Genomic DNA, 20824 nt, shown 5'->3' on the forward strand with positions numbered 1-20824 from the left:
CATAGCACAGGCATGGATTCGGAGAACGTCATCGCGGTGAAGTACCGGGCATTGGCAGCGGGATTGGACGAGGCCATGCGGCGCAGGTGGGCGGCCACAGAGGCCAAGGCGCTGGGGCGCGGAGGGGCGACGCGTGTGTCGCATGCAACCGGTATCTCCTTGCCCACTATCAGCAAGGGACTGCGCGAGTTGACGAAGGGCACCAGGCTTCCGCCTGACCGCGTGCGCCGTCGCGGTGGTGGAAGGAGGCCGCTCTCCAAACAGGACGCCACACTGGTGAGGGACCTGCGCGGGCTGGTTTCGCCTGCCACCCGAGGCAGCCCTACCTCGCCGCTGCGCTGGACATCTAAATCCACTCACCACATGGCCGAGGCGCTTCGGTGCCAGGGGCATGACGTCAGCCCCCGCACCGTGGCAGGACTGCTGCACGGCATGGGCTATAGCCTGCAAGCCAATCGAAAAACGACGGAGGGAACGCAGCACCCGGACAGGGACGCGCAGTTTGGGCACATCGCCGCCGAGGTGGAGAGTTTCCAGGCCAGGGGACAGCCCGTCATTTCCGTGGACACCAAGAAGAAGGAGTTGGTGGGCCACTTCAAGCAAAAGGGCCAGGAAAGGGAGAGGAAGGGACGGCCCAGGCGGGTGTTGGTGCACGACTTCATTGACGACGGCGAGGGCAAGGCAATCCCCTACGGCGTCTATGATGTGTCCGACAATTCCGGTTGGGTGAGTGTGGGGGTGGACCATGATACGTCGGCCCTTGCCGTCGCCACCATTCGTGCTTGGTGGCAGCGGATGGGACGTCGCAGCTACCCACAGGCCAAGGAGTTGCTGGTGACGGCAGACGCAGGTGGTAGCAACGGGGTGCGAGCCCGGCTGTGGAAGGCGGAACTCCAGCGACTCGCCAATGACACCGGCCTGTCCATTACCGTCTGTCATTTTCCGCCGGGCACGAGCAAGTGGAACAAGATTGAGCATCGCATGTTCTGCCACATTACCGAAAACTGGCGCGGCAGACTTCTCATCAGCCATGAGGTTGTCGTCAACCTCATTGCAGCAACTACTACCCGACAGGGGCTGCGTGTCAGCGCCGGGCTCGACAATCGCACCTACCCACTCGGCACCAAAATCACCGACATGCAGATGGCTGCGCTAAACATTGAGCGTGCCAATTTCCATGGTGATTGGAACTACACCCTTCATCCAAACTGAAAAGTTATTCCTGCGCGGGGCCCAACCGGGCGTTCCGCCGGCTCATGGGCGTGCCGCCCGGGCTGTACCGGCGGCAGGCACGCTCCCGAGGTTGATGCTTCCTGCCAGCCCCGCGCGCCCTCTACCGGTTCGTGCCGGTGCCCTGACGGGGCCGTACAGGGGACGGATTCAATCCCCCGACCGAGTCCGCTTCCGTGTCCGGGACGGCCGCTCCGGGGTCGACGCCAGGCGCAGGGCCTCGATCAGCGCGGCCAGGGCGGGCGGGAGCTGGCGACGGCTCGGGTAGTAGAGATGGCAGCCGGGCCATACCGGGCACCACGCCTCCAGGACGCGGATCAAATCACCCCGGGCGAGGTGCTCGGCGGCCACATCCTCGAGGACATACGCGAGCCCCTGGCCCATCAGGGCGGCCGTCAGGATCATGTCGTCGTCATTGAAGACGAGCGCTCCATCGGGCTTCCATTGAAGGGAGTGACCGTCCCGCTCGAAGGTCCAGGGGAACAAGCCGCCCAGGGTCGTCATCCGGTAGGAGATGCAGCGATGTCCGGCGAGTTGCTTGGGGGTGGTGGGCCGGGGATGCCGGGCGAAGTAGGCCGCGGAGCCCACGACCGCGATCCGCACGTCCGGGCTCACCCGGATGGCGATCATGTCCTTCTCCAGAGCACCGCCGAATCGGATGCCCGCGTCGTACCGGCTGGCGACGATGTCGGTCAGGCCATCATCGAGCGTCAGTTCGAAGCGGATGTCCGGATGGGCCTCCAGGAACCGGGGCAGGAGGGGCCATAGCACGCGGGTCGCGGCATAGCGGAACGTGGTGAGGCGCACGGTGCCCGCGGGCTTGTCCCGCATCGCGCCCAGCGCCGTCAGCTCCGACTGGATGGACTCGAACGCCGGCCGCAGCGTCAGGAGCAGACGCTCTCCCGCCTCGGTGGTCGACACACTGCGAGTCGTTCGTGTCAGCAACCGCAAGCCCAGACGGCCCTCCAGGGCCCGCATCGCATGACTCAAGGCCGAGGGGGACATGCCCAGCGTCGCCGCCGCGCGCGTGAAGCTCTTCTGCTCGGCGACGGCCACGAACGCCGCCAGGTCGTTCATCTCATTGCGCTTCATTGCTGCATGCACCTCACAGCCTCATGCCAACCCGGCTATCTACTCGACGGCCCTGGCACGCGCCATGTTGCGCGGCATGAACCCCACCGCCTTCCGGCCTCTCGGCCATTCTGGATTGATCGTCGGCCCGCTCTGCCTGGGCACCATGACCTTTGGCACCCCGAGATGGGGCTCGTCCGACGACATCTCCCGCGCCATCTTCGACGACTACGTGGAGGCGGGGGGCAACTTCATCGACACCGCCGACGTCTACGCGGGAGGACGCAGCGAGGAACTGGTCGGCGCGTACATCGCCGAGCGCTCCCTGCGCGACCGGCTCGTCCTCGCCACCAAGTTCACCTTCAACTCCAGCGCCGGCAATCCCAACGCCGGAGGCAACGGGCGCAAGAACATCCAGCGCGCGTTGGAAGGCTCGCTCCGTCGGCTGCGCGTCGACTCCGTGGACCTGTACTGGCTGCACGCGTGGGACACCGTCACGCCGGTGGAGGAGGTGCTCCAGTCGCTCGGCGATCTCGTGCGCGCCGGGAAGCTGCGCTACTTCGGCTTCTCCAACGTGCCCGCCTGGTACGCCGCGAAGGCCGCCACGCTGGCGCGGGCGCACGCCCTGCCGGGGCCCATCGCCCTCCAGTTGGAGTATTCGCTCACCGAGCGCTCCATCGAGCGGGAGCATGTGCCCGCCGCGCGTGAATGCGGTCTGGGCATCACCCCGTGGAGTCCCCTGGCCGCGGGCTTCCTCGCGGGCAAATACCAGCGCGAGCCCCAGGGCGCCTCGGGCGAGGGGCGGCTCACCGGGCCCAGTCCCTTCGGGAGCTCGAAGTTCACCGAGCACAACTGGCGGGTGCTCGACGTGCTGCGCGGCATGGCCGGCGAGGTCGGACGCCCCATGGCCCAGGTCGCGCTCGCCTGGGCATTGGCGAAGCCGGGTGTGTCCTCGCTCATCCTCGGCGCGAGCCGGCGCGAGCAATTGCAGGACAACCTCGCCTCATTGAGCCTGCGCCTGTCGGAGGAGCACCTGCGCGCCCTGGATGAGGTGAGCGCGCTCGCACCCGCCTCTCCCTATCCCATCTTCGAGGCCGCCGTGAAGCGGAGCATCTTCGGCGGGATGACCGTCCAGGGGGGCGTCCGATGCGTCGCTGGACATTGAAGGCGGGCGCCACGACGGTGGAGGGGCTCGTGCTCGAGGACGTGCCGATGCCGGTCCCCGGTCCGGGTGAGGTCCGCATCCGCGTCCGCGCGGTGTCCCTCAACTACCGGGACCGGCTCGTGCTCCAGGGCTTCCCGGGGATGCGGCTGTTGGAGCGGGACCTCGTCCCCGTGTCGGATGGAGCCGGTGAGGTCGACGCGGTGGGCCCCGGTGTGGAGACGTGGCGCGTGGGCGACCGGGTGACACCGTACTTCTTCAAGAACTGGCACGATGCGCCGCCCACCGAGCTCGACTTCGGTCTGGGCGGACACGACTCGGACGGGATGCTGGCCGAGTGTGTCGTCCTGCCCGCCAGCCGGCTCGCGCGGGCTCCCGAGAGCCTGGACTTCGCCGAGACGTCCACCCTGCCCTGCGCCGCGGTGACCGCCTGGAACGCCCTCCACGGCGGCAGGCCCCTCGGGCCGGACAGCCAGGTGCTGGTGCTGGGAAGTGGCGGCGTGTCCCTCTTCGCCCTGCTCCTGGCACGCGCGGCGGGTGCCCGGGTGTTCGCGACCTCCAGTCAGGACGACAAGCTGCGCCGGATGATCTCCCTGGGAGCCCGCGAGGGCGTCAACTACCGGGACACCCCGGACTGGGGACGGGCCATCTTCGAGCGCACCGGCGGAGTCGACAAGGTGATCGACGTGAATGGAACGTCCTCCCTGCATCAGTCCCTGACGGCCATCCGTCCGGGGGGAGAAGTGGCGCTCGTGGGGTTGATGTCCCTGGAAGACGCTCCGTCCGTCGCGACGCAGGTGCTGTTCAAGAGCGCCACCCTGCGAGGCATCGCCGTGGGCAGCACGAAGATGTACGACGAGCTGTCGCGGGTGATTGACCAGCACCGGATCCGGCCGCCCATCGCCCGCACGTTCCGGTTCGAGGACGCTCGGGACGCGTACCGGGCACAAGCCTCGCCCGAGCTCTTCGGCAAGATCGTGATCGCGCTCTAAGTACTACAGTGGGACTTTGAGGTCCGGGTCTCTGCGTCGGTAATGGCAGAGCTTGGCGATGGCCTGATGGCGGCGTCGCCAGCGGCTCCAGTGTAGGACAAACTCCAGGGCCGGCCGTATCACCCAGACAATGTTCAGCAGCAGCCGCCGGACTTCCTGGATGGAGAAGCGGATGAGGCCAGGCCCTGGCGCCGACGAAACCGGAGCATCCGGCGAGGGCGACGCATCGGGCCCAGTGCTTTTGGGAGCAGTACGGCTTCCTCCTCGTTGTTGGCCAGTACCCGAGAAGCCGCCAGGAACGCATGCGCCACCATGCACAATGTCATATGGCGATACCACCCCGCGTAACTGCGCACTTCGTATTCGTCCAGGCCCACCTCGCCCTTGGCCGACTCGAAGCATTCCTCCACTGTCCAGCGACTCCCAGCAGCCTTCACCATCGCCTCCAGCGAGGTGTTGGCTGACGCATGGACCAGATAGTGCGCTACCTCGGTGGCATTCGTCAGGCTCCGGCGAAACAACAGCCACCGCGCCAGGGTTCCCGTGTGCGAATTGACTTGCACACGAGCCCATTCATACAGACGGGGACCCTTGGCTCCCTTCCCAGCGGACAGGACTGTCCAGTCCCTCGGCTTCACCTCTCGCAGCACCTCACCGGCCGTTACCTGAGCCATTCCCCGCCACACGTAGGTATTGGAAGCCACCGCCAATACGTAGCGCTGGTGCCGCTGCTCCAGAAAGTGCCGTAGCGTCCCGTCCCGGCCATACACCTCGTCACCGAGTACCCAGGAAGGCTTCAGTCCCGCATTGAAAGTGCGCTCGAGCATGACACGGGCCAGCTCCGGCTTGGTAAGAAAGGCCACCGTGTCCTCAATCCCAGCCTGGCGACATCTGTCCCTGTCTTGCGTCCACTCCTGGGGGAGATACAATTCCCTATCAATCAGGGTATGCCCGCGAGGCGTCACATAGGCCAGGAAGACGCCCACCTGACAATTCTCAATCCGACCCGCTGTCCCCGAATACTGGCGCGCCACTCCCGCCGACTTGTTCCCCTTCTTGAGAAAACCCGTTTCGTCCAACACCAGCTCGCCTCCCTCGCCCAACTGCTGGCGTGCATAGGCCAGCACGTCATCGCGCACTGCGTCCGCATCCCACCGGGCCCCGAGCAGCAGGTGCTGGAAGGCGTAGGGGTTGTACCTGCCCGCTTCTTCCGCCAAACCCCAGGCATTCTTGCGCTCGGCACGCGAGAGCAGCGCCCGCACGAAAGCCTCGGCGGAGCGCTGTGTCTCCGGACGACAGAAGTGGCGCTTGAGCCAGGTCAACACCTCCTCCCACGCGGCGGTGAGCTTCTGGATGATGTGGACCTCCCTCTCGTCGTACGCGGCAGTGGCGAGCATGGCTTCCCCCTTTGGGAATGCTACTTCTCCCATTGGGTTCAACCGTTCCACCTCCGCAGTCACTCCCAACGTCCTGACCCCTGGCTGCCCTCCGGTCAGGTAGTGTCGTCGGGTTGACCTGGGAAGTTGCGCGCCGAGCTGGCGCCGTTACCCTAACAGAGGAGAGGTCCATGCAGTGCAGTGCGCGGGTCCTCCCTCATGCCGTTTTAGAAGTCCCACTGTAGTATAAGAGCCTGTTTCGGTAGGGCACATTTCCTGTCAGGTCGCTCCTCGGGCGGAGGAGTTGTTGAGCCTCCTACCGAAACTGGTTCTAATACTACAGTCGGACTTTGGCCTCTGCTCCCTGGAAGTTGTGGTTACCTACCCAGCAAGGAAGCACAACATGCAGGAGAGCGGGACCGAAGTCCCGCTGTAGTACTAAGCGGAGCATAGGACGGAGTGAAGGCCTGTTGAGAGGTGGAGGACTGGAGCGGAGGGGCCGAGGAGGGCCGCTGACGGGGGCCGCCCGAGCAGTGCCGCAGGGCGGTGCACAAGCCGCTCAGCCCCTTGGGGACACCCCAAGCCCTGGCCTCCCTCCCATGAGGTGCGCAGCAGGGGCCTGGCTCTCTTGTCCCGGGCGGCTCGCGCCTCAACACCTCGCGGCCTGAGGAGGCCCTTTCGCCGGGGCCTGCCTCTCTCCTGCCGTGGGCAGTCCCAGGTTCTTCACAATCGCTCTCACCCCTCCTGCTCCCTTCGCCTACGCCAGCACCCGCCGCCTTCCTCCACTCCTCTCGCAGGCGAATACGTCCACCGCGAAGGTCCTCCTCCGCATCTCTGCCTGGTCCACACTCGGCCTCCTCTCCCTCTTCGCCTCCTTCCTGGCCGCTGCCTGGGGCTCCACCCTCCCCTCCTCCCCTCCTTCTTGGGGGAGCAGAAATGGCCGCGGTCTGGCGCCTGGAGCGAAGACTCCTTGGAACCTCGTGAGCTTTGCCCGAGGCGGCGGCACCAGGGACGCCACACGCCGTTACAGTTCCAGCCCGGTGAAGCGCAGGTGCGTCGTTCCGTCCGGCAGCGGCCGCTTCATGCGCCAGGCGCTGCGGCCATCCTCCGCTCGTGACAAACGCTCCAGCGCCAGCGCGCCACGCGCCCCGTAGCGGCCTGGCCGCTCCAGCCCCTTCCTGTCGTTGGCGTGAAGGTGCCTGTTGGCGTGCAGGGAGAAGCCCTCCACCAAGGCGCATCGGGGCTGCTTTCGGGGAGGAGGCCGCACTCCCACCTCCGTCCAGCTCAGCCGCTGCTTCAGGGAGTGCGCCTGGTATGTCTGCCGCGCGTCCTCGGGCCCTTGCGCGGGCAGGGCCCCTCTTTTCTCCAGCAGGCGCAGCACCCGGTGACTCACCCCCCTCAGCAACCGCTCCACCTCTCCTTTCCTGGGCGGCGGCAACGGCTCGATGCGCACGCCGCCCTCCTCCGGCACGAAGACGCCGTCCGGCACCAGCGAGTCGCAGTGCGGCCTCACTTGCAAGGCCGACCCAAAGAACTGGATGAACGAGCGCGGCCCCTACCTGCCCACGACGGATGCCCTGCCTCCGCGCTCGCCGACGTTGTAGGAGCGTGGCCAGGTTGTCCCTCACCGCCGCATACAACACTGTCCCCTCAGGCCGCCTCCGCCGGTACGCGCCCCCACCAGATCCTCCCCAGCCACACCTCGCCAGGGCACACGCTACCGCCAGGCTCCCACAAGACTCCGCCAGGCCCGCTCTGGGGAAGCCAGGCGGCGGGTTCGATTCCCGCCGCCTCCACTGGATGTAGCAAGGCCCTGGCCGCCATCAGGCGAGCCGGGGTTTTCTTTTTCCGCTGACGCCGTCAGAGGCAGCCGGGCGAGTTGGCCGCGCTCGTGGCGCTGGACCGTGAGCTTCGCCACCTCGGCGCAGAGGGCCTCCCACGGGAACGTGATGTAGAGGGTGCTGCCGCTCTTGCGCGGGGCGTGCGTGCGGAGTTCGAGGATGTGCTTGCGAGCGCCATCCGTGCGCCAGGGGAGTTCACGGTCCGGCGCAGGTCATGGCCTCGCCGATGCCGCAGGCCGAACGCCTCCATGTCCTTCACCAGCCGCTTGTAGGAGTAATGGTCCATCCGCATTCCGCATTCCGCCGAACTCCATGCCATGCCCAGTACGCCTCATTCATTGCGAGTCAACCTGAAGCAGCAGGGTTGCCCGGTAGCGACAAGCCTGGCTGCTTGAGTCGTTGCGCCGCATGGTGTAGTTTGGCCCCGCCAGGGCGGAAGACCTTACCATCTGGGTTGTCCATTCAGCGCCCTGTCATCGCGTTTCACAGAGGGGGGAGTTTCCTTGAATGGTTTGTTGTCTTTGCATGCCTCCTCACCCGAGGTCACGAGCCTCTTTGGGAGAGCCGCCTGGGGTGCATCACCGGAACGGACGGCGAAGGTCGACCCGTGGTGGACTTCAAAGGCAGTCCGGTGGGCTCTCGCATGGCACGCAAGACCGTGCGGTTGGACGCTGAGGGACTTCAGCCGTGGTCGAGACGCGTCAGCCAGTGGAGTTCCGCTTCGAGGATGGGAGGCAGGCGGCCTCCTCCTGGGAACGCGTGTCGATTGAGGGGGATGCATGCAGTTGAAGATGAACACGACGGGATGGCGGCGGGCGTGTGCGTTGCCACGGACAAGTCCGGCCAGGACAGATGTGTCGTCGTGGTGAAGGGCACGTTCGCGCTTGAAGGCAGGGGAGACGCGAGGCTGGCCGAAGTGCAGGAACCGTTGGTCTCCGCGGATGTCCATCGGGGCGACCCCGGAACGACGAGTCTCCACTTCGAATGTGACTTCGCGCCCTTCAAACCCCGGGCAGACATCCTCGTCGTGGGGCATGCCGTGTCACCTTCTGGCAAACCTGTCACCGAGTCGGTGGTGACGCTCGAGTTCGGGGCGCTTCGCAAGGTCATTCGAGTCACGGGAGACCGGCGCTGGGAGCGAGGGCTGCTCGGCTTGCGTGCCTCCGCGCCCCAGCCCTTCATCCAGATGCCCCTGGTATACGAGCGGGCTTTCGGCGGAACGGACCTCAGCCACTCGGACCCGCGGCACCATGGTGCCGAGCTGCGCAACCCGGTGGGGGTGGGCTACCGGAAGAACCCGGATGCCCGAGCGGCGGAAGGGACGCTCCTGCCGAACCTGGAGGACCCCCGGCAACCCATCTCCAACTGGAAGGACGTCTCGCGGCCCATGGGCTTCGGTCCCATCGGCCGGAACTGGCAGCCCCGCATCTCCCACGCTGGAACCTATGACCAGCGATGGATGGACGAGGAGCGCCCCTTCTTGCCGCGTGACTTCGACACGCCATATTTCCTGAGTGCGCCGGAGGACCAGCAGGTGCCGTACCTTCAGGGTGGGGAGAGTCTGCGCTGCACGGGGATGACCCGGGATGGGGCGCTGGTGGCGCGAGTGCCCAGGCTGCGCTTCCCCGTCACCTTCCGCTTCGACGGCGGGGACCAGAGCCTGGAGCCGCTGCTGGACACGCTCCTCGTCGATGCGGACTCGCGACGGATGATGCTGACCTGGCGGGCGTCGGTTCCCCTGGGCCGGAAGCCCGCGAGGCTGCGGGAGGTGCTGGTGGGACACCAGCCTGTCCGGCTGCCTCCGGGGCGAGGTGAGGGCAAGCGCCACTTCAAGTCGCTCGCGGAAGCGGTGGCCGCGCACCGGGCGCTTCAGCGGAGAGCAGGCAGGTCATGAGTGCCATCCGGATGGACGTGACGGCGACGGGGCTGGTGAGCTCCGTGGGGCTGAGCGCCGCCTCGGCATGCGCCGCCATGAGGGCGGGGTTGTCTTCCTTCGAGGCGCTTGCGTATCGAGACAATCAGGCGCGCAAGTCCATCACCGGTTCACCCGTGTCCGTGCTGCCGCGCGACCTGGGGCGCGAGGAGCGGCTGGTGGACCTGCTGGCGATGGCGATTGCGGACGCGCTGGGGGGAGACGCCGGGGCCGGCTGTGAGCAGGTGCCGCTGGTGGTGGCGGTGTCCGAGCCTGGGCGCCCCGGAGGTGGCGCGGCGCTGGCGGGCACGCTGGTGGCACGTGTGGAGCGTCGACTGGAGCGGAGGTTCCACCCGGGGCTCTCGCGCGTGTTGACGGGAGGAAGCGCCGCGGGCTTCCAGGCGCTGGAGGCGGCCCGGAAGGTGCTGGAGGTGCGGCGTGCCGCGGCGTGTCTCGTCTGTGGGGTGGATTCCTTCCTCAATGCCCGCTCGTTGCTGTGGCTGCAGGAGCATGGCCGGCTGAAGACGCAGGCCAACGCGGACGGAGTCATTCCGGGAGAGGCGGCGGCGTGTGTTCGGGTGGAGTTGCGCGCGAGGGCGCCGCGCCAGCCCCTTGCCACGGTGGAGGGGCTGGGCTTCGCCCGGGAGCCGGCCACGGTCCTCAACGAGGAGCCGCTGCGCGCCGAGGGCCTGGTGAAGGCGGGGCGTGCGGCCCTGGAGGAGGCCGGGCTGCGGATGGAGGACATGGACTTGCGGCTGTCGGACGTCTCGGGAGAGCTGTATGCCTTCAAGGAGCAGGCGTTGGCGCTGACACGGCTGCTGCGGGTGAAGCGGGAGAGCCTGCCCCTGTGGCTGTGCGCCGAGTCCATTGGCGAGGTGGGCGCGGCGGCGAGTCTCTGTCAGCTGGTGCGGATGGCGCAGGCCTGGCAGCGGGGCTACGCGCCGGGGCCTCGGGCCTTGTGCTTCGCGAGCAGTGTCTCGGGGGAGCGGGCGGTGGCCGTGGTGCGACGGCCGAGGCAGCCTGGGGAGGCAGGGCGATGAGCGGCAAGGTGTATGCGAATGGCAACGAGGTGGTGAGGAAGGGCGGGGACGGGAAGGTGACGGCGGCCTTCCCCGACGTGTGTATGAGCCCTCCGCCTCCGCCAGCGGGGCCCGTGCCGGTGCCCTACGCGGACAGCTCCTCCGCGAAGGACCTGAAGGCCGGGAGCCGGACGGTGCTGATTGCCGGGAAGGAGGTGGCGCTGCAGGACGCGTCCTTCTACCAGTCGTCGCCGCTGGGCAACGAGGCGGCGACACGGAACTTCGGGGCGAGCGTGGTGACGCACACGATTACGGGGAAGACATACTTCGCCTCGTGGTCGATGGACGTGAAGGTGGAGGGCAAGTCGGTGGTGAGGCACATGGACCTGACCACCTCGAACCACGGCAGCTACCCGGGAGCGACGCCCCCGTTCTGCAACCTCTCGGAGGCGAAGCGGGCGGAGGCGCAGGAGCTCGCTCAGCTGCGGATGGTGGAGGGGAAGTGCCCCTGCTGCGGGAAGAGCGCGGACACGTGCCCGGCGGCGTTCCGGGAGGATGACGAGGCGCTGTCCCTGGAGGAGTTCTACGGGTTGGACAAGAACCCGGCTCGGCGGGAGCAGTTCGACTTCCTCGTCTCGTACAAGACTCAGCACTGCACGTGCGATGGCCGGGTGCTCCCCGAGCCGCCTTGTGACGTGTTCCGGGCCAGCGAGCCTGGTGGTTCACGGCACGGACAGATCGAAGAGGCATGGGGCAAGGCGGTCTATTCCTATCGAAAGAAGTACGAAATAGAAACTGGGACAAGGCTCAAGGAGTACGCGGAGATTCTTGACGAACTCCTGCAGGCAAACGGAAGGCCTTCGGCATTGAGGGCAACTTCAAAAATGTCGAGACAGGAGGTGGCACTCCTGGAGCAGTTGAAGAAGAAAGGGAAGCCCCATGATGCTCAGCTCCTGCGAGATGCGAGGGAGTACAGGCGGCTCAGTGTAGAGGCGAAGAAGCTGGAGAGAATCAACCACCTGGTGCCGAAGGAGGCTTCGGGCTGCCCAACGAATCCAAAGAATCTTCAGCCACAGCAGGCCCTGTGTAATGAATGCCAGGCAATTGACGATTTCTTCACTGCGCACTGGCAGGGAAGGCAAACGTGACGTCACCATTTTATTGGGATCCGACGCGCTGGAACGAGCGCGGCTACTTCGCCCCTGCTGCTCCAGCAGATGACCCGCTCTTACAGAAGGTTGGTGACGTGCACTTCTGGATGGAGGCGCAGGAAATCCTGGCCCGGGCGAAGGCCGGGGATTTCGGGCGGCTTGAGCGGTTGCTGGATATTCGCCAAGCCACGGCCGGATCCCACCTGCTGCCCTGGGTGTGTGCCCAAATCCTGGGAGATGCGGGAACACCATCTTGCTTCAGTCGCATCCTTCGCGAGATGGATGATTCCGTGGACCCCAACATGACGGGTGCCTTTTGTCATGCGTTCGAGGCTTGGGGGAGCTTGTCGTCCATACCCGCCATCGTCCAGGCCTACGACCGAGGCTTTGGAGCTCAAATAATGGATGCGGTGCCCCTCATCCTTTCCTCCATCCTGGAGCCGGAGTGGGGCCCGTTGAGCAAGTTCCCAAAGGAAGATGAACTGATTGCCTACGAGGACCGCGTGCTGGAACGGTACGAGGAGCTCAAGCGGAAGTTCGGGACGGACCAGGTCATCCTGCTGCACGGGGAGCGCTTCAGTGTGGTGTCGGTGGCTCGTCGCTTGCTGCGCAGCTTGAATGGTAGCGACTTCGAGCGTGCCAAGCGTCCCTTCTACCGGCGCCGTTTCGAGGCGAGCACGGGCATCGACTGCTCTCCCTTCTACAAGGACGGGGAGTTCCAGCCTCTCACCGCCGCCGCCATCCTCGAGGACTTCCTGGAGAGCCCGGAGGCGGCCCGGTACGAGGAGGGCGTGCGTTACTTCTTCGGCCACAGGATTCCGGAATGAATCCGTCCAGCCCGCTGCCGCCCAACGGGCCCCTGCCGGAGTTCGTCTCACGCCACTTCGAGGACGCCTCCTTCCTCTGGGCGCTCCGCAACAGGGCGGTTGACTCCTCCCACTACACCTTCGCGGACCTGGAGCTGCTCGACGAGCGCGTGGAGTCTCACCTGGACGGACCCCTGTGGCTGTGCGCCGAGTCCATTGGCGAGGTGGGCGCGGCGGCGAGCCTCTGCCAGCTGGTGCGGATGGCGCAGGCCTGGCAGCGGGGCTACGCGCCGGGGCCTCGGGCCTTGTGCTTCGCGAGCAGTGTCTCGGGGGAGCGGGCGGTGGCCGTGGTGCGACGGCCGAGGCAGCCTGGGGAGGCAGGGCGATGAGCGGCAAGGTGTACGCGAATGGCAACGAGGTGGTGAGGAAGGGCGGGGACGGGAAGGTGACGGCGGCCTTCCCCGACGTGTGTATGAGCCCTCCGCCTCCGCCAGCGGGGCCCGTGCCGGTGCCCTACGCGGACAGCTCCTCCGCGAAGGACTTGAAGGCCGGGAGCCGGACGGTGCTGATTGCCGGGAAGGAGGTGGCGCTGCAGGACGCGTCCTTCTACCAGTCGTCGCCGCTGGGCAACGAGGCGGCGACACGGAACTTCGGGGCGAGCGTGGTGACGCACACGATTACGGGGAAGACATACTTCGCCTCGTGGTCGATGGACGTGAAGGTGGAGGGCAAGTCGGTGGTGAGGCACATGGACCTGACCACCTCGAACCACGGCAGCTACCCGGGAGCGACGCCCCCGTTCTGCAACCTCTCGGAGGCGAAGCGGGCGGAGGCGCAGGAGCTCGCTCAGCTGCGGATGGTGGAGGGGAAGTGCCCCTGCTGCGGGAAGGGCGCGGACACGTGCCCGGCGGCGTTCCGGGAGGATGACGAGGCGCTGTCCCTGGAGGAGTTCTACGGGTTGGACAAGAACCCGGCTCGGCGGGAGCAGTTCGACTTCCTCGTCTCGTACAAGACTCAGCACTGCACGTGCGATGGCCGGGTGCTCCCCGAGCCGCCTTGTGACGTGTTCCGGGCCAGCGAGCCTGGTGGTTCACGGCACGGACAGATCGAAGAGGCATGGGGCAAGGCGGTGGACAACTACAGGAGGCAGTACAAGGAGAGAACAGGAGTGAGGCTCAAGGATGCCATGGAGATTCTTGACGGACTCCTGCAGGAAACCGGTAGGCCACTGGCGCTGAGGGCGACCGCCAAGATGTCGAATCGTGAGCTGGCAGCTCTGATGGAGCTGAAAAAGCGCGGGAATTCCTATGACCGCCAGCTCCTTGAGGATGCAAAGGAGTACCGGAGGCTGAGCACAGTGGCGAGAAAGTTGGAGAGGATCAATCACTTGGTTCCCAAGCAAGCATCGGGTTGCCCAACCAATCCAAGCAACCTCCAGCCGCAGCAGACCTTGTGCAATGAGTGCCAGGCGATTGATGACTTCTTTACTGAACATTGGCAGGGAAAGTAGATATGGATTCATCTTTTTACTGGGACCCGACGCGCTGGGACGACCGTGGCTATTTCGCACCCGCCGCTCCCGTAGATGACCCGACTCTGCAGCGAATTGGTGACGTGCCTTCATGGATGGAGGTGCAGGAAATCCTGGCCCGGGCAAAGGCCGGAGATTTCGGGCTGATTGAGCGGTTGCTGGATATTCATCAAGCCACGCTCAGAGCCCACCTCCTCCCTTGGGTGTGTGCTCAGGTTCTGGGCGATGCGGGAACGCCATCCTGCTTCAGGCGTATGGTTCGAGAGTTGGACGATGTCGTAGACTCCGAGTTGGGTGGCAACTTCTGTCACGCGTTTGAGGCTTGGGGCAGTTTGTCGGCGGTGCCCGCCATCGTCCAAGCATACGACCGGTACTACGGGGCGATGAAAATGGATGCGGTACCCCTCTTGCTTTCGAGCCTTCTGGAGCCGGAGTGGGGCCCGTTGAGCAAGTTCCCAAAGGAAGATGAACTGATTGCCTACGAGGACCGCGTGCTGGAACGGTACGAGGAGCTCAAGCGGAAGTTCGGGACGGACCAGGTCATCCTGCTGCACGGGGAGCGCTTCAGTGTGGTGTCGGTGGCTCGTCGCTTGCTGCGCAGCTTGAATGGTAGCGACTTCGAGCGTGCCAAGCGTCCCTTCTACCGTCGCCGCTTCGAGGCGAGCACGGGCATCGACTGCTCTCCCTTCTACAAGGACGGGGAGTTCCAGCCTCTCACCGCCGCCGCCATCCTCGAGGACTTCCTGGAGAGCCCGGAGGCGGCCCGGTACGAGGAGGGCGTGCGTTACTTCTTCGGCCACAGGATTCCGGAATGAATCCGTCCAGGCCGCTGCCGCCCAACGGGCCCCTGCCGGCATTCGTCTCACGCCACTTCGAGGACGCCTCCTTCCTCTGGGCGCTCCGCAACAGGGCGGTTGACTCCTCCCACTACACCTTCGCGGACCTGGAGCTGCTCGACGAGCGCGTGGAGTCTCACCTGGACGGACCCCTGTGGCTGTGCGCCGAGTCCATTGGCGAGGTGGGCGCGGCGGCGAGCCTCTGCCAGCTGGTGCGGATGGCGCAGGCCTGGCAGCGGGGCTACGCGCCGGGGCCTCGGGCCTTGTGCTTCGCGAGCAGTGTCTCGGGGGAGCGGGCGGTGGCCGTGGTGCGACGGCCGAGGCAGCCTGGGGAGGCAGGGCGATGAGCGGCAAGGTGTACGCGAATGGCAACGAGGTGGTGAGGAAGGGCGGGGACGGGAAGGTGACGGCGGCCTTCCCCGACGTGTGTATGAGCCCTCCGCCTCCGCCAGCGGGGCCCGTGCCGGTGCCCTACGCGGACAGCTCCTCCGCGAAGGACCTGAAGGCCGGGAGCCGGACGGTGCTGATTGCCGGGAAGGAGGTGGCGCTGCAGGACGCGTCCTTCTACCAGTCGTCGCCGCTGGGCAACGAGGCGGCGACACGGAACTTCGGGGCGAGCGTGGTGACGCACACGATTACGGGGAAGACGTACTTCGCCTCGTGGTCGATGGACGTGAAGGTGGAGGGCAAGTCGGTGGTGAGGCACATGGACCTGACCACCTCGAACCACGGCAGCTACCCGGGAGCGACGCCCCCGTTCTGCAACCTCTCGGAGGCGAAGCGGGCGGAGGCGCAGGAGCTCGCTCAGCTGCGGATGGTGGAGGGGAAGTGCCCCTGCTGCGGGAAGGGCGCGGACACGTGCCCGGCGGCGTTCCGGGAGGATGACGAGGCGCTGTCCCTGGAGGAGTTCTACGGGTTGGACAAGAACCCGGCTCGGCGGGAGCAGTTCGACTTCCTCGTCTCGTACAAGACTCAGCACTGCACGTGCGATGGCCGGGTGCTCCCCGAGCCGCCTTGTGACGTGTTCCGGGCCAGCGAGCCTGGTGGTTCACGGCACGGACAGATCGAAGAGGCATGGGGCAAGGCGGTCAAGGAGTATAGGAGGGATTACGAGAATCGGACAGGAGTGAGGCTCAAGAAAGCGTCAGAGATTCTTGACGAGCTTTTGTTGGTTACCGGCAGGGCCTCGGCATTGAAGGCGACTTCCAAGCTGTCGACGCGCGAGTTGGCGGCCCTGGAGCAACTAAAGAAGAGCGGCAAGCCCTATGACGCCCAGCTCCTTGAGGATGCGATAGAATATAGGCGGTTGAGTGCTAAGTCGAAGGGATTGGCACGGATCAACCACTTAGTACCCAAAGAGGCATCTGGTTGCCCGACCAACCCTGACAACCTTCAGCCGCAGCAGACCTTGTGTAGGGAATGCCAGGCAATCGACGATTTCTTTACTTTTCACTGGCAGGGATAATAGAAATGCCTTCACGCTACTATTGGGTTCCAACGCATTGGGACGATCGCGGATATTTTGCTCCCGCTGCTCCCTCGAATGATCCGCTTCTTGAAAAGACTGGCGACGTCCCCTTCTGGATGGAGACTCAGGAAATCCTGGCCCAGGCGAAAGCTGGGGGCTTTGATCGGCTTGAACGATTGCTGGATATTCATCAAGCCACGACGAGAACTCACCTGCTGCCCTGGGTGTGTGCTCAGATCCTGGGAGATGCCGGGACGCCAACCTGCTTCAGTCGTATGATTCGCGAATTGGATGACTCCGTGGATCCCGATATGGCTGGTGACTTCTGCCATGCGTTCGAAGCCTGGGGGAGCTTGTCGTCCATCCCCGCCATCGTTCAGGCCTATGACCGAGGCTTCGGGGCTGATCTGATGAATTCGGTGCCCCTCATCCTTTCCTCCATCCTGGAGCCGGAGTGGGGCCCGTTGAGCAAGTTCCCAAAGGAAGATGAACTGATTGCCTACGAGGACCGCGTGCTGGAACGGTACGAGGAGCTCAAGCGGAAGTTCGGGACGGACCAGGTCATCCTGCTGCACGGGGAGCGCTTCAGTGTGGTGTCGGTGGCTCGTCGCTTGCTGCGCAGCTTGAATGGTAGCGACTTCGAGCGTGCCAAGCGTCCCTTCTACCGTCGCCGCTTCGAGGCGAGCACGGGCATCGACTGCTCTCCCTTCTACAAGGACGGGGAGTTCCAGCCTCTCACCGCCGCCGCCATCCTCGAGGACTTCCTGGAGAGCCCGGAGGCGGCCCGGTACGAGGAGGGCGTGCGTTACTTCTTCGGCCACAGGATTCCGGAATGAATCCGTCCAGGCCGCTGCCGCCCAACGGGCCCCTGCCGGCATTCGTCTCACGCCACTTCGAGGACGCCTCCTTCCTCTGGGCGCTCCGCAACAGGGCGGTTGACTCCTCCCACTACACCTTCGCGGACCTGGAGCTGCTCGACGAGCGCGTGGAGTCTCACCTGGACGGACCCCTGTGGCTGTGCGCCGAGTCCATTGGCGAGGTGGGCGCGGCGGCGAGCCTCTGCCAGCTGGTGCGGATGGCGCAGGCCTGGCAGCGGGGCTACGCGCCGGGGCCTCGGGCCTTGTGCTTCGCGAGCAGTGTCTCGGGGAGCGGGCGGTGGCCGTGGTGCGACGGCCGAGGCAGCCTGGGGAGGCAGGGCGATGAGCGGCAAGGTGTACGCGAATGGCAACGAGGTGGTGAGGAAGGGCGGGGACGGGAAGGTGACGGCGGCCTTCCCCGACGTGTGTATGAGCCCTCCGCCTCCGCCAGCGGGGCCCGTGCCGGTGCCCTACGCGGACAGCTCCTCCGCGAAGGACTTGAAGGCCGGGAGCCGGACGGTGCTGATTGCCGGGAAGGAGGTGGCGCTGCAGGACGCGTCCTTCTACCAGTCGTCGCCGCTGGGCAACGAGGCGGCGACACGGAACTTCGGGGCGAGCGTGGTGACGCACACGATTACGGGGAAGACGTACTTCGCCTCGTGGTCGATGGACGTGAAGGTGGAGGGCAAGTCGGTGGTGAGGCACATGGACCTGACCACCTCGAACCACGGCAGCTACCCGGGAGCGACGCCCCCGTTCTGCAACCTCTCGGAGGCGAAGCGGGCGGAGGCGCAGGAGCTCGCTCAGCTGCGGATGGTGGAGGGGAAGTGCCCCTGCTGCGGGAAGGGCGCGGACACGTGCCCGGCGGCGTTCCGGGAGGATGACGAGGCGCTGTCCCTGGAGGAGTTCTACGGGTTGGACAAGAACCCGGCTCGGCGGGAGCAGTTCGACTTCCTCGTCTCGTACAAGACTCAGCACTGCACGTGCGATGGCCGGGTGCTCCCCGAGCCGCCTTGTGACGTGTTCCGGGCCAGCGAGCCTGGTGGTTCACGGCACAGGGACATCGAAAACATATGGAATGAAGAGGTCGCGGAGTACCGGAGAGCCTACATGCGCAGGTCGGGAGTGAGGCTCAAAGAATCCCTGGAGATACTCGAAGAGCTCCTGCAAGCCACCGGCAGGCCACAGGCGTTGAGGGCAACCGCCAAGATGTCGAACCGCGAGTTGGCTGCCTTGGAGCAACTCAAGAAGTCCGGGCAACCCTATGATAACAAGCTATTCGATGATGCCAAGGAGTTCAGGCGACTGAGCGCAAAGGCGAAGGGGCTGGCACGGATCAACCACTTAGTACCCAAAGAGGCATCTGGTTGCCCGACCAACCCTGACAACCTTCAGCCGCAGCAGACCTTGTGTAGGGAATGCCAGGCAATCGACGATTTCTTTACTTTTCACTGGCAAGGGAAATAGACATGGAATCACCCTACTATTGGAATCCAACGCGCTGGGGGGATCGTGGATACTTCGCTCCCGCTGCTCCTGCGAATGACCCAGTCCTACAGGAGGCCGGTGACGTCTCGCTTTGGATGGAGACGCAAGAAATCCTAGCTCAGGCAAAAGCGGGAGACTTCAGTCGGGTCGAACGCCTGCTGGACATTCACCACGCCACGACCGGGTCCCATCTCCTTCCCTGGGTGTGTGCTCAAATCGTGGGAGACGCGGGGACGTCATCCTGTTTCAGGCGAATGATTCGCGAGCTGGACGACTCGTTGAACCCCGATTCCGCAGGTGCATTTTGCAAGGCATTCCAAGCCTGGGGTAGCTTGTCGTCCATTCCCGCGTTCATCCAGTCCTACGACAGGCACTTTGGAGCCGAGTTGATGGACGCGGTACCTCTCCAGATTTCGAGTCTGCTGGAGTCAGAATGGGGACCTTTGAGCATGTTCCCAACTGAAGATGCGCTGATTGCCTACGAGGACCGCGTGCTGGAACGGTACGAGGAGCTCAAGCGGAAGTTCGGGACGGACCAGGTCATCCTGCTGCACGGGGAGCGCTTCAGTGTGGTGTCGGTGGCTCGTCGCTTGCTGCGCAGCTTGAATGGTAGCGACTTCGAGCGTGCCAAGCGTCCCTTCTACCGTCGCCGCTTCGAGGCGAGCACGGGCATCGACTGCTCTCCCTTCTACAAGGACGGGGAGTTCCAGCCTCTCACCGCCGCCGCCATCCTCGAGGACTTCCTGGAGAGCCCGGAGGCGGCCCGGTACGAGGAGGGCGTGCGTTACTTCTTCGGCCACAGGATTCCGGAATGAATCCGTCCAGCCCGCTGCCGCCCAACGGGCCCCTGCCGGAGTTCGTCTCACGCCACTTCGAGGACGCCTCCTTCCTCTGGGCGCTCCGCAACAGGGCGGTTGACTCCTCCCACTACACCTTCGCGGACCTGGAGCTGCTCGACGAGCGCGTGGAGTCTCACCTGGACGGTCTGCGCATCGCCGGTACCGCCGCCGCGTCCGTCATCGACGAGGCCCTCTCCGCGGCCGGCCCGGGTGAGATCTTCACCGCGACCGCGCTTGCCCTCGAGAGTGGCTCCGCCGCCCGTCTCTCTCCTGTGCTGGAGCTCGCACGTGACTCGGAGGCCGGGTTGGACGCCTTCATCTCGGCGCACTGCTGGCTGCCATGGCCCCGGGTCGCGGGGGCACTTGGGCAGCTCGCCCGTGAGGATGACGCGGTGCTGTGCCGGGTCTCCCTGGTGGGGCATGCGGCCCATGGCCAGGAGCCGGGCGCCGTGCTCTCCCGTGCGCTCGCCAGCACCGACACGGGCCTGCGTGCCCGCGCACTCCAGGGGGTGGGCGAGTTGCGTCGCCGGGAGTTGCTGCCGGTGGCCCGCCAGGCCCTGACCTCCGAGGACGAGGCGTGCCGTTTCTTCGCCGCCAGGGCCTGTGTCCTGCTCGGAGAGCGCGCGGCCCTTCCCGTCCTCCGCTCCCTGGCGGAGAAGGCCGGGCCCCATGCGGCGGAGGCCGTCTCGCTGGCCGTGCGGAGGATGGAGCGGAGGGAGGCCCGGGAGTGGCTGATGGGCTTCACGGAGCGCCCCCAGCACCACCGGCTCGCCCTGGCCGGCAGTGCGGCCCTGGGAGATACCTTCTTCATCCCCTGGCTCCTCCGAATGATGCGGGTGCCCGAGCTGGCTCGCGCGGCCGGCGAGGCCTTCCGCTTCATCACCGGCGCCGACCTCTCGGAGCGTCTTCTGGAGGGCTCGGCCCCGGAAGCCGGGAGCGACGCGGCGGCCCAGGAGGACGAGGTGCCCGAAGTCGAAGCCGACGCGGACCTGCCGTGGCCCGCCCCCGATGCCGTGGAAGCGTGGTGGGCGGAGTGGAAGCGGAACTTTCACCCAGAAACCCGCTACCTGCTCGGCCGACCCATGATGCCGGAGGCGCTGCGGGACGTTCTCGAGCTTGGGCGCCAGCGCGAGCGGAGAGCCGCGGCCCTGGAGCTGGCGATGAGGCATCCGGGCCAGCCCCTGTTCGACGTCGGCGCTCCGGGCTTCCGGCAGCGGCAGCGGCTCGCCACCCTTCCGTGAGGCA

General features: G+C 65.8%; 18 protein-coding genes and 1 pseudogene. 16 read left to right on the top strand and 3 right to left on the bottom strand.

Annotated features, from left to right (window positions below):
- Window positions 1–12 precede the first annotated feature (12 nt).
- The gene (locus JQX13_RS13705; protein WP_203409449.1) at window positions 13–1212 is read left to right on the top strand and encodes an ISAzo13 family transposase; all 1200 of its coding nucleotides are present in this window, start codon (window positions 13–15) and stop codon (window positions 1210–1212) included.
- A gap of 168 nt (window positions 1213–1380) precedes the next feature.
- Here JQX13_RS13705 and JQX13_RS13710 read toward each other — a convergent pair whose 3' ends face one another.
- Window positions 1381–2322, bottom strand: a complete 942-nt coding sequence (locus JQX13_RS13710) for a LysR family transcriptional regulator (protein WP_203409450.1) — start codon at window positions 2320–2322, stop codon at window positions 1381–1383.
- A gap of 76 nt (window positions 2323–2398) precedes the next feature.
- Here JQX13_RS13710 and JQX13_RS13715 point away from each other — a divergent pair, with 76 nt between their 5' ends.
- Window positions 2399–3466 carry an aldo/keto reductase gene (locus JQX13_RS13715; protein ID WP_239014733.1) on the top strand — a complete coding sequence of 356 codons (1068 nt, stop codon included), beginning with the start codon at window positions 2399–2401 and terminating at the stop codon, window positions 3464–3466.
- Window positions 3448–4455, top strand: coding sequence for a zinc-dependent alcohol dehydrogenase family protein (locus JQX13_RS13720; protein WP_203409454.1), 1008 nt, complete (start codon window positions 3448–3450; stop codon window positions 4453–4455). Before JQX13_RS13715 ends, JQX13_RS13720 begins: the two co-directional genes overlap by 19 nt.
- A gap of 237 nt (window positions 4456–4692) precedes the next feature.
- Here JQX13_RS13720 and JQX13_RS13725 read toward each other — a convergent pair.
- Together JQX13_RS13725 and JQX13_RS13730 are read right to left on the bottom strand one after the other, a co-directional pair.
- Window positions 4693–5852, bottom strand: a pseudogene (locus JQX13_RS13725) (IS701 family transposase); the annotation flags it as partial.
- A gap of 1003 nt (window positions 5853–6855) precedes the next feature.
- Window positions 6856–7344, bottom strand: coding sequence for a transposase (locus JQX13_RS13730; protein WP_239015293.1), 489 nt, complete (start codon window positions 7342–7344; stop codon window positions 6856–6858).
- Window positions 7345–8447: 1103 nt separating this feature from the next.
- Between JQX13_RS13730 and JQX13_RS13735 the strand changes: the two genes are divergently transcribed.
- From JQX13_RS13735 to JQX13_RS13795, 13 genes are all read left to right on the top strand, one after another.
- Window positions 8448–9566 carry a DUF2169 family type VI secretion system accessory protein gene (locus JQX13_RS13735; RefSeq protein ID WP_203409457.1) on the top strand — a complete coding sequence of 373 codons (1119 nt, stop codon included), beginning with the start codon at window positions 8448–8450 and terminating at the stop codon, window positions 9564–9566.
- The gene (locus tag JQX13_RS13740) at window positions 9563–10624 is read left to right on the top strand and encodes a hypothetical protein (RefSeq protein WP_203409459.1); all 1062 of its coding nucleotides are present in this window, start codon (window positions 9563–9565) and stop codon (window positions 10622–10624) included. Before JQX13_RS13735 ends, JQX13_RS13740 begins: the two co-directional genes overlap by 4 nt.
- Window positions 10625–10737: 113 nt before the next feature.
- On the top strand, window positions 10738–11751 hold the full coding sequence (locus JQX13_RS13745) for a DUF4150 domain-containing protein (protein ID WP_239014734.1): 1014 nt from the start codon (window positions 10738–10740) through the stop codon (window positions 11749–11751).
- Window positions 11748–12581: a hypothetical protein gene (locus tag JQX13_RS13750; RefSeq protein ID WP_203409461.1), complete on the top strand. Its 834-nt coding sequence runs from the start codon at window positions 11748–11750 to the stop codon at window positions 12579–12581. The genes JQX13_RS13745 and JQX13_RS13750 overlap by 4 nt, the downstream gene beginning before the upstream one ends.
- Window positions 12578–12949, top strand: coding sequence for a hypothetical protein (locus JQX13_RS13755; RefSeq protein WP_203409463.1), 372 nt, complete (start codon window positions 12578–12580; stop codon window positions 12947–12949). The genes JQX13_RS13750 and JQX13_RS13755 overlap by 4 nt, the downstream gene beginning before the upstream one ends.
- Window positions 12946–14070 (top strand): DUF4150 domain-containing protein, encoded by a 1125-nt coding sequence (locus JQX13_RS13760; RefSeq protein WP_203409465.1) that lies wholly within the window; start codon window positions 12946–12948, stop codon window positions 14068–14070. Before JQX13_RS13755 ends, JQX13_RS13760 begins: the two co-directional genes overlap by 4 nt.
- Window positions 14071–14072: 2 nt before the next feature.
- The gene (locus JQX13_RS13765) at window positions 14073–14906 is read left to right on the top strand and encodes a hypothetical protein (protein WP_203409467.1); all 834 of its coding nucleotides are present in this window, start codon (window positions 14073–14075) and stop codon (window positions 14904–14906) included.
- Window positions 14903–15274 carry a hypothetical protein gene (locus JQX13_RS13770; protein WP_203409469.1) on the top strand — a complete coding sequence of 124 codons (372 nt, stop codon included), beginning with the start codon at window positions 14903–14905 and terminating at the stop codon, window positions 15272–15274. Before JQX13_RS13765 ends, JQX13_RS13770 begins: the two co-directional genes overlap by 4 nt.
- Window positions 15271–16392, top strand: a complete 1122-nt coding sequence (locus JQX13_RS13775) for a DUF4150 domain-containing protein (protein WP_203409470.1) — start codon at window positions 15271–15273, stop codon at window positions 16390–16392. The genes JQX13_RS13770 and JQX13_RS13775 overlap by 4 nt, the downstream gene beginning before the upstream one ends.
- Before the next feature lie 5 nt (window positions 16393–16397).
- Window positions 16398–17231 (top strand): hypothetical protein, encoded by an 834-nt coding sequence (locus tag JQX13_RS13780; protein WP_203409472.1) that lies wholly within the window; start codon window positions 16398–16400, stop codon window positions 17229–17231.
- Between the two features lie 363 nt (window positions 17232–17594).
- Complete coding sequence (locus tag JQX13_RS13785; RefSeq protein ID WP_203409474.1) at window positions 17595–18719, top strand: DUF4150 domain-containing protein; 1125 nt, start codon at window positions 17595–17597, stop codon at window positions 18717–18719.
- A gap of 470 nt (window positions 18720–19189) precedes the next feature.
- Window positions 19190–19555, top strand: coding sequence for a hypothetical protein (locus JQX13_RS13790; protein WP_203409476.1), 366 nt, complete (start codon window positions 19190–19192; stop codon window positions 19553–19555).
- A complete protein-coding gene (locus JQX13_RS13795) occupies window positions 19552–20820 on the top strand; it encodes a TIGR02270 family protein (protein ID WP_203409478.1) in 1269 nt (422 codons plus the stop codon). Before JQX13_RS13790 ends, JQX13_RS13795 begins: the two co-directional genes overlap by 4 nt.
- The last annotated feature ends 4 nt before the right edge of the window (window positions 20821–20824 follow it).

Source organism: Archangium violaceum (genome assembly GCF_016859125.1).
GTDB lineage: Bacteria > Myxococcota > Myxococcia > Myxococcales > Myxococcaceae > Archangium > Archangium violaceum_A.

What these genes read in the sequence shown, in the direction of transcription:
- JQX13_RS13705 (WP_203409449.1), top strand. Translation starts at nt 13, where the DNA reads ATGGATTCGGAGAACGTCATCGCGGTGAAGTACCGGGCATTGGCAGCG.
- JQX13_RS13710 (WP_203409450.1), bottom strand. Translation starts at nt 2,322, where the DNA reads ATGAAGCGCAATGAGATGAACGACCTGGCGGCGTTCGTGGCCGTCGCC.
- JQX13_RS13715 (WP_239014733.1), top strand. Translation starts at nt 2,399, where the DNA reads ATGAACCCCACCGCCTTCCGGCCTCTCGGCCATTCTGGATTGATCGTC.
- JQX13_RS13720 (WP_203409454.1), top strand. Translation starts at nt 3,448, where the DNA reads ATGCGTCGCTGGACATTGAAGGCGGGCGCCACGACGGTGGAGGGGCTC.
- JQX13_RS13735 (WP_203409457.1), top strand. Translation starts at nt 8,448, where the DNA reads ATGCATGCAGTTGAAGATGAACACGACGGGATGGCGGCGGGCGTGTGC.
- JQX13_RS13740 (WP_203409459.1), top strand. Translation starts at nt 9,563, where the DNA reads ATGAGTGCCATCCGGATGGACGTGACGGCGACGGGGCTGGTGAGCTCC.
- JQX13_RS13755 (WP_203409463.1), top strand. Translation starts at nt 12,578, where the DNA reads ATGAATCCGTCCAGCCCGCTGCCGCCCAACGGGCCCCTGCCGGAGTTC.
- JQX13_RS13760 (WP_203409465.1), top strand. Translation starts at nt 12,946, where the DNA reads ATGAGCGGCAAGGTGTACGCGAATGGCAACGAGGTGGTGAGGAAGGGC.
- JQX13_RS13765 (WP_203409467.1), top strand. Translation starts at nt 14,073, where the DNA reads ATGGATTCATCTTTTTACTGGGACCCGACGCGCTGGGACGACCGTGGC.
- JQX13_RS13770 (WP_203409469.1), top strand. Translation starts at nt 14,903, where the DNA reads ATGAATCCGTCCAGGCCGCTGCCGCCCAACGGGCCCCTGCCGGCATTC.
- JQX13_RS13775 (WP_203409470.1), top strand. Translation starts at nt 15,271, where the DNA reads ATGAGCGGCAAGGTGTACGCGAATGGCAACGAGGTGGTGAGGAAGGGC.
- JQX13_RS13780 (WP_203409472.1), top strand. Translation starts at nt 16,398, where the DNA reads ATGCCTTCACGCTACTATTGGGTTCCAACGCATTGGGACGATCGCGGA.
- JQX13_RS13785 (WP_203409474.1), top strand. Translation starts at nt 17,595, where the DNA reads ATGAGCGGCAAGGTGTACGCGAATGGCAACGAGGTGGTGAGGAAGGGC.
- JQX13_RS13790 (WP_203409476.1), top strand. Translation starts at nt 19,190, where the DNA reads ATGTTCCCAACTGAAGATGCGCTGATTGCCTACGAGGACCGCGTGCTG.
- JQX13_RS13795 (WP_203409478.1), top strand. Translation starts at nt 19,552, where the DNA reads ATGAATCCGTCCAGCCCGCTGCCGCCCAACGGGCCCCTGCCGGAGTTC.